Annotated in this window: 11 protein-coding genes; 2 read left to right on the top strand and 9 right to left on the bottom strand. The window is 43.0% G+C overall.

All coding sequences use genetic code 11. The features are described 5' to 3' along the window. Positions 1–112 precede the first annotated feature (112 nt). Positions 113–1,306 carry a macrolide family glycosyltransferase gene (locus BTA30_RS07400; protein ID WP_076760615.1) on the bottom strand — a complete coding sequence of 398 codons (1,194 nt, stop codon included), beginning with the start codon at positions 1,304–1,306 and terminating at the stop codon, positions 113–115. Between the two features lie 472 nt (positions 1,307–1,778). Here BTA30_RS07400 and BTA30_RS07390 point away from each other — a divergent pair, with 472 nt between their 5' ends. Beyond that, positions 1,779–2,795, top strand: a complete 1,017-nt coding sequence (locus BTA30_RS07390; RefSeq protein WP_076760613.1) for a serine hydrolase domain-containing protein — start codon at positions 1,779–1,781, stop codon at positions 2,793–2,795. A gap of 38 nt (positions 2,796–2,833) precedes the next feature. Further along, positions 2,834–3,484, top strand: a complete 651-nt coding sequence (locus BTA30_RS07385) for a TVP38/TMEM64 family protein (protein WP_076760612.1) — start codon at positions 2,834–2,836, stop codon at positions 3,482–3,484. A 68-nt stretch (positions 3,485–3,552) separates the two neighbouring features. Here BTA30_RS07385 and BTA30_RS07380 read toward each other — a convergent pair whose 3' ends face one another. From BTA30_RS07380 to BTA30_RS07340, 8 genes are all read right to left on the bottom strand, one after another. Next, positions 3,553–3,864: a YbjQ family protein gene (locus tag BTA30_RS07380; protein WP_076760611.1), complete on the bottom strand. Its 312-nt coding sequence runs from the start codon at positions 3,862–3,864 to the stop codon at positions 3,553–3,555. A 124-nt stretch (positions 3,865–3,988) separates the two neighbouring features. Further along, positions 3,989–5,236: a DUF418 domain-containing protein gene (locus BTA30_RS07375; protein ID WP_083696858.1), complete on the bottom strand. Its 1,248-nt coding sequence runs from the start codon at positions 5,234–5,236 to the stop codon at positions 3,989–3,991. Between the two features lie 648 nt (positions 5,237–5,884). Further along, positions 5,885–6,745, bottom strand: coding sequence for an alpha/beta fold hydrolase (locus tag BTA30_RS07365; RefSeq protein WP_076760609.1), 861 nt, complete (start codon positions 6,743–6,745; stop codon positions 5,885–5,887). 476 nt (positions 6,746–7,221) lie between these two features. Next, positions 7,222–8,691: a potassium/proton antiporter gene (locus tag BTA30_RS07360; RefSeq protein ID WP_076760608.1), complete on the bottom strand. Its 1,470-nt coding sequence runs from the start codon at positions 8,689–8,691 to the stop codon at positions 7,222–7,224. Between the two features lie 146 nt (positions 8,692–8,837). Then, positions 8,838–9,515, bottom strand: coding sequence for a YoaK family protein (locus BTA30_RS07355; protein ID WP_076760607.1), 678 nt, complete (start codon positions 9,513–9,515; stop codon positions 8,838–8,840). Positions 9,516–10,327: 812 nt separating this feature from the next. Next, a complete protein-coding gene (locus BTA30_RS07350; protein WP_076760606.1) occupies positions 10,328–11,677 on the bottom strand; it encodes an amidohydrolase family protein in 1,350 nt (449 codons plus the stop codon). Positions 11,678–11,889: 212 nt separating this feature from the next. Continuing rightward, entirely contained in the window at positions 11,890–12,024 is a 135-nt protein-coding gene (locus BTA30_RS24090; protein ID WP_275666959.1) for a hypothetical protein, read from the bottom strand. Positions 12,025–12,294: 270 nt separating this feature from the next. Continuing rightward, on the bottom strand, positions 12,295–12,747 hold the full coding sequence (locus BTA30_RS07340; RefSeq protein WP_076760605.1) for an SMI1/KNR4 family protein: 453 nt from the start codon (positions 12,745–12,747) through the stop codon (positions 12,295–12,297). Positions 12,748–12,752: the final 5 nt, after the last annotated feature.

Raw genomic sequence — 12,752 nt, 5'->3', positions numbered from 1 at the left:
AGGTAGTATGTTCAAAACGCGATACTGTATACTTATTAGCTCCCTTTGTCTCCTCAATATAAAAAACCCGAAGAACTTTGACAGTTCCCCGGGCTAAAGCCTCTTACAACATTCACTTTACAGCAGCCAGCGCTAAAAACGCCTCAATTTCATCGGCGGCTCTTTCTGCGCCTCCGGCATCTTTTATGTTCTTCTGCATGTCTTTTACCCGTTTGATCACTTCCAAATCGCCATCTACTTGGCAAACGGCTTCCCGTAGCGAAGCAACAGTTGTTTCTTCAGGTTCAAGATGCGTTCCTAATCCAAGCTCTTCAACGCGGCGCGCAGTGATTTCCTGTTCAGGCATTTGCGGAACGGCAACCAGAGGAACACCTGCATTCAAACCTTCCATTGTACTGTTCATTCCCCCGTGGGTGATAAACAGCTGGGCTTTTTCAAGGATTTCAAGCTGTGGAACGTGCTGATGAATTGAAAAATTTTCAGGTATGTCTTCAAAGCGATCAGGATCAATCGTGGTGCCGACCGCCATCACGACTTGCCATTTTGTACCGCGAAACGCCTCAATGCACATCTGATAAAACTCTGGCCAGGCATTGAATGCCGTCCCCAACGAAATCAGCATAACAGGACGGCCGTTGTCGTTCAGCAGCTCTGTGTCTTTTTCTTGAAATTTGCGTTTAGCAAGAGAAGGTCCGACAAAAGAGAACCGTTCATCAAACGTATCGCCATAGGGTTGAAAAGCACGCGGCATAAAGACGATGTTCAGTTTTGCCGGCTTAAATGCGTCTTCAAAGCTAAACGACGGAAGATTCGCATTTTTCAAAGCGGCTTCTTGTTCAGACGTCAGTTCTATCTGAAAGTCTTCTTTAGAAAAATCGCTGAATTGGAAATGGTCGTTTTGCGCATATGTCGAGCACAGCCGAACCGCTTTTATTCCAAGCTTTTCCGCCAACATTTTGCCCGTCATCGCCATAAAGTCAAAAATGATGAGATCGGGCTTGTCATTCTCATACATCTCTTCAAACTGCGGCATCACTTCTTGAACCTCTTTCATAAACATCATCGGAGCTTGTGACATGTCTTTTTTATTTTTCATGAGCTCTCTGATTTGGCGGGGATCCATATTTAATGTTGAGTGGTAGCGGAGCGGCTCTGCACCTGTTTCTTCAATCGCCTTAACAAATTCATCTGTTACCGGGTATGTCACCCTGTAACCACGATTGACGAGATTCGCCGTTAAAGCAAGCGTGGGGTTGATATGTCCGTGAGCCGGGATATTCAAGATAGCGATATGTTTTTGTTCCATTTTTAAAAAACCTCCCATTATTTTTTCAGGGAATTTTCGAAGCATGTGAGTTGCCGGTTTGACATGGCCTCCTTTTTTACGTAATCCCTTCCATACATATTAATGAACATATTATAGATAATAAAGGAAAAAGCTTTTAAAATTAAACTAAAATTGAAAAATACTAATATAGTCCTTTTCTTCATGACAACTCTCAGATCTTTTGCCCTAACTTTAAGATGCACCTTGACTTTTGTCCTCATTTCGATACAGCAGACTTATATTTCAATAGTTTTCTATAAAAAAAGACACCGGAAAACTAGTGACCTGTCCGATGTCATAAATTTGTCTTATTTTAAATTTAGTTTAAATTATACTGTAAATGATGGTAAACATAAGAAAATTTTTATAATGTTATTTTGTCGATATTCCTTTCACAACATATCGTTTGCGATTCCATCCAACAATACTAGATATGAGAGGACTGGTTTTATTGGTACATACAGATGAACATCTCGATACTTACTTAATGGAACAGGCATCCAAAAATCATTTCCACGGCAGCATCCTGCTGGCAGACCGTAATGGAATAATTTTATCCAAAGGATATGGATACGCCAATTATAAAGAAAAACACAAAAATGAACCGGCTTCGCGGCATCAGATCGCTTCCTTGACAAAGCAGTTTACAGCAATTGCGATCATGCAGCTGCACGAAAAAGGGCTGCTCAATACAGCCGATCCCATTCAAAACTATTTAAACAACTATCCAAATGGAGACAGGATCACCATTAAACACTTATTAAGCCATACTTCGGGAATTCCGGATTTTTTAGAGGAAGAATTGCTCGATATTGAATTGGAACTAGCGCCGCTGGATCAATTTATCTCCCGTTTTATCGATAGGCCGCTCGAATTTAATCCAGGCCAAAGATTTAATTACAGCAATTCTGGATACATACTGCTTGCGAAAATCATTGAAACGGTCATGAATGATTCTTATGCGAACACCATTCAAAAGTTGATATTTGAACCTTTAGGGATGAAAAACTCCGGTTTTTTCACTTCTCCGTCAGATATTTCTCCAACCGTTGGATATTTAAGCCTTAATCGGGAAATGATCAAGGCGCCCAACGTATACGGCTATGGAGAAAGCGGCCTCTACTCGACTGTCGAGGACTTGTATTTATGGGACAGGGCGCTTTACACTGAGAAACTGGTCACAAAAAGCGCGCTGAAAGAAGCCCTTTACAGCTGTGTGAAGAAGCCTGCTTTTCCAACTGAAGGCCCTTCTCCGGCGCTCATTCAAAATAATTCGATCGGATATGGATGGTTTATTAATAAAGAAAACAAGTATAAAATATGGCATGATGGGGAAATTCACGGGTTCTTCAGCTCTATCAACCGATACATGGATCAGAAGAAGGTCCTCATCATGCTCAGCAACTGCAATCTGTCAAAAACAGACGAGATCTTGGCTTATTTAGAGCAGGCTTTGTTACAAATATAGATTCAGAAATTAATGTATAGAAAGGCAGCGGATGCGGTATGATGAAAAAGCTGTTCAGTATGATCGCCGTCATCGCCATCATGGCAATTGGATTGACCCATAAAGATTCCTGGCTTGACTTGATCAAAGCGGGAGGCATCTATTCTGTTTTGTTCAGCGTACTCTTTGTGGCGGCCTGCGTGTTTTTTCCGATCGTTCCATTTGCGATTATCGCCGGTCTGAACGGAGCCTTATTCGGAATCATAAACGGTGTATTGATTACATTGTCAGGGTCAATGCTCGGCACGATGCTGCTGTTTTTCCTTGCCCGTTATGGATTTAGAGATTGGGCGAGGATGAAATTAACGAAATACCCGAGAATACATGAATATGAAGCTTATTTTAACCGGAATGCCTTCACTGCCGTGCTTTTAGGCAGGCTGATACCAGTCGTTCCTTCCGTTGTCATGAACATCGTCTGCGGTTTAAGCAAAGTCAGATGGGCGGTCTTTTTTACGGCTTCAACGCTCGGAAAAATCCCGAATGTTCTCGTCATATCGATCGCCGGCGCCAATTTCAGCCAAAATAAGCTGATATCTTTCGGCATCTATGGAGTATACATGCTGATCATTGTATTGATGATCTATAGAAAATACCCTCATCTGATCAGTAAACATAAGGAAACAAGCCATCAGGAGAAAATGCCTTAGCATGTAAAGGCGGCCGCGTTGCACAGGCTGCCGCCGTATCTACTCATGCTCCAAAAAACGAAGAGCCGCTAATCGATTAAGACAGCCGTCCCATAGCCGATTAATTCTGACGTGCCCTGTCCTGCAGCAAGTTCAAATCTCAATCCGACGATAGCGTTTGCTCCTTGCGCTTCCGCTTGCTCCACCAAGCGTTCCTTGACGGCTTTTTTCGAGTCTTCAAGCATTTGCGTATAATTTTTCAATTCTCCGCCAATGACCGACTTCAGTCCAGAAAGGATATCCTTTCCGATGTTCCGCGACTGAACGATACTGCTTGTGACGATTCCTTTTACCTCTGCAATGTTTTGATTTGCAATTGTATCTGTTGTTACGATGAGCATAAAATATCCTCCAATTCATCATCTTACCGGTTATCATACCACATCACCGCTTAAGCGGCATTCAATCTATCCATGATATCGGCCATTTTGTATAAATGTTAAGTTTTACTTGCCGTTATTTTGATCAAGGCGCCTGATTTTTATTTGCACGTTTCACAAGCGGCTGGCGCCTTCCATATGTCAAACTGCGCCACAGCCATTCGGCAGGTCCGAATTGAAATGTTTTAAGCCAAAGGCCGCTCCCCCATATTTGCAGCGCAAAGAGCACAAGTGTGATGATGACCCAAAAAAGCGGGCCGAGTTTGCCGTATAAGCCGAAACCGTAATTGTAAAAAATCGTCGTACAAACGACAGACTGAATCAAGTAGTTGCTTAATGCAAGTCTTCCAACTGCCTGCAAAGGAGACAAGATTCGGTTCCAGACCTTTTTTTGACACAGCAGAATGATTGACGTCATATAAAAAAAGCAGAGCGCCGGCCCCCCTACCGCCATGCCGGCATAGTATGCCATCCACAATCCCGATCCGACGGAATCCAGCTGAACATAGCTGTACACAGCGAGGATATTAAATGGCAAACCAATCGCCAAGGTGATCAGCCAAATTTTTTTGTAAAAAGGAAGCTGGGCTGAAATCTGCTGAAAGCGGCCGGTCTTCGCGATATACACCCCAAACAAAAACATGCTTAAAATGATCGGAACCATGAATGCATAATTGGTCAGCATAAGGGAATAATCAGCAGCCCGCTGCCCCATAATCTCAGTAAAGGTGCCTGATCCATATGCAGCCAGCGATCCGCTTATTCTTTCTTCTGCAAATGCAGCGCTTTCCGCTCCAGAAACGGCTGCGCCTCCTTGAGCCGAGAGGACCAGAACGAAAAACAGAACCGCTGCCACGGGAATCAATAATACAAGATAAGCCCATTTCAGCACCGTTTTAGCTTTTCTTCTGCTGAATAAAAACAGCAAAACGCCTATCACCGAATAGACAATTAAAATATCTCCATACCAAATGCCGAATGCGTGAATCAGACCGATCCCAAACAAGATGACAAGCCTTCTAAAAAATATTGTACGCGGCCGGCTCGTTTTTTGCTCGACCCTCTGCAAAAAAATGATGAACCCTAGACCGAATAAAAAAGAAAACATTGTAAAAAATTTACCGGAAGCAAAGAACAGAATCAGCACTTCAGCCGTTTGATGCCACAGTTCCGGCCACCACTCCGTTTTCGTCATGACCATATAGACAGAAGGTGCTGCAAAATAAGCCATATTTGCCAGCAGGATGCCGAACAAAGCAAAACCGCGTATGATATCAAGCTCACGTACTCTTTCTCCCTGGGATACCGGCGCTATCAACGATTGGTTATTCACTCGTGTCTGTACCTCCTATTGGTGTTGATTTCATCAAATAAGCTCCCCCTTAAGTGCCGCAAGCCAGGGAGGACTTCTCATTCATCATATTTGCAAGTCTTGTACGATATTCATTGAAAGCCGAGATGTGGGTGCAGCCGGGCCAACGATCCATAGAGAAACCGAACTGCCGATGCATTTGAACCATAAAAAAAGTGCCGCTGAATCAATCAGCCGCACAACAAGACAAATCTTATTTTTTCAAAAGTAAGGCGAATAGAATCCGTTTCCTCCGGTCCATGATCCCCGCTTTTCTTGCGAGCCGGAGGAGTTAACACGCCTGATCTATTTGCCAAAGAAACCAATCTTCATCTGAAGCCGTCTGGGGTTTCCATTTATAATGGATGTCCCGGAAGAACTTCAAGTGCTGAACTTTTATCACTGCTAAACCAGTAATCTCTGAAAGCCGAATTGTGAAGTTTCCAGCGGCACAGACAAATCGTTCACGAATTTCATCATCGTCACTCTCTGTCCATTTTGCTGTGGGCCGGCAGATTCTCATCATCATAATATAACGCTTCTGGTTTATCCCGCAAATCACACAACGCTATGATTTATCAAGTTCCATATCATATACACCATTATCTAATACCTTTTTGTCATCATTATTCATGATGACCGCTGTAAAAAACTTATGACCTTGCGAGAAACTGTATCAGCTTCTTTTCCAAGCCATATTAAATGGCCCCACGCATCCGCCTCATACAGCTCTGATAAAGGGATATGTTCTTGTGCATGGTAAGCATGTTCGTTCGGAACAAGGCGGTCATGCTGACAATACATGATTAACACCGGACAAGAAATCATGCCTAAGTGACGGATCGATATTTCGTCAATGTTTTTTAAATCGATCAGAAACCCGCGGCCTGAACGCTGTCTGTTATTCATTTTTCTCATTTCTTCAATATCCCCCTCATTTATTTTCAGCATGGCCTGATCGACTGAAAGCGTCGTGAAGGACGATATCATTTTCTTAAAAATCCACTGCGGAAATCTGTTGTTCAGCGCAGAAATCAATTTCCATGCCGCCTTTTCAACAGGCGGACGAAACATGATGTTTCCGACTTTATATTCAATATCTTTCGGTATCAGCCACTCTTTTGTGACAGCACTTTGTAAAATCAAAGATTCCACTCTGTCAGGATATTTTGCTGCAAAATAAATTCCGCTGGGGCCGCCGGCAGACATGGCAAGCACATGAACCTTTTCCACTTTTAGTTCATCAAGCAGTTTCATATAATAATAACAGGCAAGCTTCAATTCAGCCCCGATTTCTTTGGATGTCCGGCCATAGCCCGCGCGAGTCGGAGTGATGATGGAAAAGCCGTTTTCATAAAGGCTTTGATAGCCAAACTCTTCGTGACAATTTGAGTGCCCCCCGTGCATCACAAGGATAGGCTTGCCTTCGCCTATCAGCGAATACTCAATTGTCATTCCGTCCATTTCAAAGATACCGATTTTTCTCTCCATGACTTTTCTCCTCTCAAGAAGCTTTCATGATATACGTTTTTCACCTTAATATGTTTCAATTTTAAAGAAATGTCAGCCAAAAAAGCGGCTGGGCTGTCCGTCCCGACTGCCAAACATACAGGATGTCTTTATTTTTTCTTCAAATGAAGCTTTGCCTTCCCCATCGATCCAGAACAACATATTGAACAGGCGGCGGCCTTAGGATGCATACATGATATCTTAAAACTGTTTTTCTTTTCATCTAGACGACAAACAAAACAGGCGCAGCCACTCAAAGCATCTATCAATTTCTCTATTTTTCGCCTAAAACCTTTTTCCCAAATTGGTAGCACAACGTAGAGATCGACCATTATTCCTGTCCGGTTTTCCATTCATTACAAAAGACCAATTAAGAATACTGATTCAGTAACCTTAATTGGTCTCTAAAAGGTGTAAGTGATGTGCTGAGCAAGCCTGGCTTGAAGTGTTCCAGCAGATTACCCAAATTCCCTATTCAAATATTTTTTCAATTCTCTTTTTCTTTTCTTTTTTACGAGAATATAAAGAATGTCTCCTGATTTAATTGTCGTTTCTCCATGCGGTGTGACCAGGTCGCCGTTCCGGATGATCGCACTAATCAAGGCGTCTTTCGGAAAGCTGATTTCTTTCAGTTTCTGCCCTCTGATGACGGTTGTATCATCAACTTCAAACTCGATGATCTCGGCATTTGCCTTCCCGATGGAAACGAGTTCTAAAGAATGAGGGGCTTCTACTTTCTTCGGACCATTCAAACCTAATGTTTCGGCTACGAACGAAATGGTTGAACCTTGGATTAAAGCGGATGTCAACACGACAAAGAACACGACATTAAAGAACAATTGGCTGTTTTCAAGTCCCATCGTCATCGGAAACGTAGCAAGTACGATTGGGACCGCCCCTTTTAATCCTGCCCAGGATAAAAAGATCTTTTCCTTCAAATGAAACCCCATTTTAATCGTCGAAAGAAATACAGCGACAGGCCGGGCAAGGAAAATTAAGATAAGAGAAAGCAAGAACCCTTTGAAAATGATGCCGAAGGATAAAAATTGGGCGGGGAACACCAATAAACCGAGGATGATGAACATCAGAATCTGCATCATCCATGCGAAGCCTTCATTAAATCTGAAAATGGAATGGCGGTATGTTAAATCTTTATTCCCAATGACAAGCGCGGCAATATATACAGCAAGCAGGCCGCTCGCCCCGATTAAATCTGTAAGGCTGTATGTAAGGAGCGCGAATGCAAGCGTAAAGATCGGATAAAGACCGCTCGAATCTAAATTGATTTTATTGATAGCAAAGCTGGCAAAACGGCCTAGTAGAAATCCCAGCAATAGTCCGATTCCCATCTGCCAAAAAAACGAACCGATCAGCACAAAAATGCTTGAGTTTTTGGCCGTCATCAATTCAATAAACGATAAGGTTAAAAACATTGCCATCGGGTCGTTCGTGCCTGACTCTGCTTCAAGTGTGGCGCTAAGCCTGTCGCGGATGTTCTGGCCCTTTAATACGGCAAATATAGCCGCAGCATCTGTGGAACCGACAATGGCTCCAAATAAAAAACCTTCCATCCAAGACACATTAAAGATCAGCTTCGCGGCAACAGCAATCACGATTGTAGTCAGCAACACGCCAACTGTTGCGAGCGATAATGAAGGAGCTGCTACAGCTTTAACCGATGACCATTTCGTTTGCAGTCCCCCTTCAAAAAGGATGATAACCAAAGCAATAATTCCAATTAGCTGTGCCAGCTCAGGATTATTAAAATAAATGATCCCGAGCCCGTCACTCCCCATGATCATCCCGACAAGCAAGAACAGCACAAGGGCAGGCACCCCTAACCGTGTAGAAAACTTCGTTGTCAATACACCTATTATGAGCAATAATGCCGTAAGCAAAATAAAATGTTCCATATTAATATGTTCCATATATCCTCCTCCCAAGAATAACCGTGTCTATATGCTTTGTTTGGCAAAAAAACCTCACCTGTTCTTTTACCCGCCAATCCGTTTCTGTAAAACATCATTTCAACCATGGCGCGGATGCGTTTAGCTTTCATCGTTTTGGATTCGTTTCAACTTGCGTTTTTGCCATGAAAGCGGGTGATGGCAAAAACGATGATTCCGATGATCATCACGATCGGAAGCCAAATCACAGCGAATGGACATACCGGTTCGGCAATCGCGGCAATCACGGCGCCGAGGCAGTATAATACAATCGTTAAGGCGCGGAGCAACGCATCTGTGTGAAGGATTTTTTTGTTGTTTATGCTGAGGGTCCGTTTTGTGACATCTTCAAAAAAGGTGGCGAGCGTACCTGTTAAAACGGTCGTGGAAATACCTGCTATATCGAGCTTTCTGGCTGCAGTTGTCTGAAGACCCATCGCAATGCTGAGCAGGATGATCAGAAAGTGTGCTGAACCTCGAAACAGAGACAGACATGCAAAAAGCAGTAAAACGAATGCCTCAACCACAAGTGTGACCGTGACGCCGGAAGGCCAGAAGGATTTTTCCTGTTTTGCGACAATTGCCGATGCAATGATCACGCCAATGATAAACCCAAGCAATGCGGTCAGTGAATACATGACTGTCTTTTGGAGAGAGTTGCCGATGGCTAAGCCTAAAAGGACGATGTTCCCGGTCATATTAGCGGTAAATACGTGACCGATACTTAAGTATCCAATCACATCGACAATGCCAGCTGTCAGACATAGAAGCAAAATCATGGTGTTTCGATATTGAGCCGCTTTCAATGTGATTCAAATCCTTTCTTGCTATTCTGTCCTGGGGATTCCATCCAGTATGTCATCGGGGGAGCGGAAACCAGCTTGCGATCTTGATGTATCACCCTTTTCCGTCTCATGTATCAAATTAAAATGAGATCAAACGAATACGTTGGTATGTAAAGGTTTTAAATGGCGGGGCACTTCAGGTTCAAGCAGAATGTAAAAACGGATCTTATATCTTTTCACAACCATTTTTCTCATCCTACCCTTTGCATTCTCCACTTTATTGTATCATAAACTTTAAAAATTTTTATAATGAAGCCTGTCCTTGAAATGAAGTTTTTCGGAATCTCCTTTTCATTTTGTTTAGGAAAGAAAAAACACGCTCGATGATTGAAAGTGTATGTAAATATTTTTTGTGCAAAGCGGCTCACCTCTTTAGAGAGTGATGATGATAGGACAACATTCGAAAGGTGACTCCTGCTCTATATCTGTTTTGTATAAGACTCATAGCCGCCGGCATTTTTATAGGTGGATTGTAGATTGCAGCTATAAATTCTCATGCCGCAATAAAAACACGACTCCTGCATATAGAAGATGCCATTTATATTCCGAATAGTTTGATTATTCAATTATATGGAACCAGCTGAATTCCTCTAAGCGAAAATCAAAAATCATCCCGGCTATCCGGGACTTGTTGACAGCGTGCACATCATGATGTTTTTCGAACGATGTTTCCTCCCTTTATATAAAAAACCTTCAAGCTGAAAGCTTGAAGTCAGACTGTTGAACATTTCTTGACTTAAAATCACAAGGAGAAAATGAGCTGATTCTTATGTTTAAAAAACGGCTTCTGTTGAGCGGGATAAGATATGATCTCTTGCCTCGACTGCTCTTTTCCTCACTTTATCAAGATCCACATCAACCAATTTGCCATTCTGCTTCAGTGCTTTTCCCGCAACATATACGGAGTCTACATTACCGGGATGAGTGCACTGAACGATAGCCCCTACCGGATCAGAAAAAGGGAGCAAATTGAGACTGTCGGTTTTCACCATGATAAAATCAGCTTCTTTGCCAGGCGAAAGCGAACCGATTTTGTCATCCAGCATTAAAGCACGCGCGCCGTCAATCGTAGCCGCTTCGAGGATTTGTTCGGCGAATATACCCAATTCAGGACCCGGCATGACGCCTTCTTTGAGAAGTGCTTCATTTTGTTTTGCCCGTTCTGCCTGAAGGGCAAATTTCATTTGCGCAAATAGATCTCCCCCCGTTGATGTGACAACATCCACACCAAGCGTAGGACGCACCCCGTGTTCGAGGGCAAATCCTGTGACAGGGTAGCCATGCCCCATCATCATCTCAATTTCCGGTGTAACAGAAATCGAGCTTCCATGCGCCGCCAGCATCTTCATTTCCTCTTCACTAATGGCATTGACATGCACCATATTCAAATCGGGACCGAGCAGCCCGGCTTGATGCAGTTTTTCAATTGAACGGTCTTTCGCCCCCCAATTGCCAAACGCAATATGCATGCTGCATAAGGCATCGAGTTCCCGGGCTGTTTTGATTTCAAAGACCGACGTATCCCATGATGAAAACTCAGGACCGCGAATCGCAAGCCCCATCGTCAGAAGCTGGTCTTTTGACTGAAAGTAAGCTTTTTTCACCCTCTTCGCTTCATCCATATTGGAAAGGGTGCTTTCTCTGTCCCAATAGGCGGCATCGCCTGATGTTCCAAAGGCAAATACAGCGCGAATCCCTGCTTGTTGGAGACCGGAAATTAGCTGATCGGTGTGATCAGGAGATTCGATCATCGTCCAGTCCAGCAAGGTGGTCACGCCTGCATCCAGCGCCTCAAGCGCTCCTAAATAGTTTGCAATCCAATCATCCTCAGGCCTGCGCATCGCACCATAATTCCCATAGTAAATCCGGTTCAAATAGGTTTGCAGCGACCAGTCCGCACCGACTCCTCGAATGACGGACTCCCATACATGACGATGCGTATCAACAAGCCCCGGCATGATCACCATATCAGAGGCATCAACAACCTCTGCGTCTGAAGCTTCAATAGACCCGGCAACATCCAAAATCGTTGAACCCTCAATCAGCATGTCTCCTTTTTCGATATGTTTAAGCTTCGGATCAAGGGTAAGTATCGTTGCATTTCGAAAAAGTGTTTTTCGCATGGCGATTCTCCTTTCTTAAGTGACAAAACAGTGCACAGTATTCTCAAATCCAGCAAGTTTTACCACTTATATACCATTTTAAAATAAAATAGATAGCAATCATATAAATAAGCTCACGAGTACTTCATTCTGAACTAAGCGGGCCAGCCATAAAGGGTCGATATGATGGTTGTGAAAGATCATGATCGGCTGACCGATTGAGCATGACACATTCAGGCTTCATCCTGGGAGGAATTGCTTTTCCGTGCAAGCAGGGGCTCACCGCTCGCGTTCCCCGTGACTATCGTACGCAATACTGCATAGACTCCAGCCGATCCTTCTGTGAAGCTGACGGCAAACATCATCATTCGATACATCCGGGTACACGAGAGATGCGCGTCTCCAGTTTTAATTAAAAAAGCGGCCACCAATCAGCTGCACAACATCAGTGTACAAAAGATCAGCGTCCGCAGGCTCTCCGTCTTGGACTTAGGTATTCATGTTCGTTTTTCTTGTCTTTATCTTATGACAAAATGGAATATAAAAAGTCCCCCGTTTTATCCTCCTTTTTTTCGGATTTTTCTCGGATTTGAACAAAAAAAAGCACTCAATCAGAGATTAAGTGCTTGAAAATGTGATTATTCCTCTTCTTCATACTCTCGTAGACTGTTGATTAGTTCAGTGAAGCTATCGCATATATAAAATACAGCTTTACCTGAATTCTCAAAGGCAATTTCATGATCCCAAAAACATATTGTTGGGTTATGCTGATTTTTTCTGAAATCAAAGCAAATCTCATTACCAAATGCATCATCCGCAAAGGGAATTAACCCCTTTGCCATTCTTCCATCTCTATATCGATTATAGGCATTCATAATATAAGAGTTACTATCTTCATGAAAACTATATAAATAACCAAAGACTGCTTCTTTTCTTTTACCAGCATCGAAAACTTCAGGAGTAGGCGTGCCACCCCCATTTTTTTTAACACACTCTATATAATCTGTAGGAAATTTAATTCCAAGTTTTGATTCAATCTTATGAATTTGATCCTCACTTACAGGTGATTCTGCAAAATCCCATTCAACCATTGTAA

Source organism: Bacillus swezeyi (genome assembly GCF_001969815.1).
Taxonomy (GTDB): Bacteria; Bacillota; Bacilli; order Bacillales; family Bacillaceae; genus Bacillus; species Bacillus swezeyi.
The sequence above is the reverse complement of the archived record's forward strand: the minus strand, read 5'-3'. Positions and strand labels throughout refer to the sequence as shown.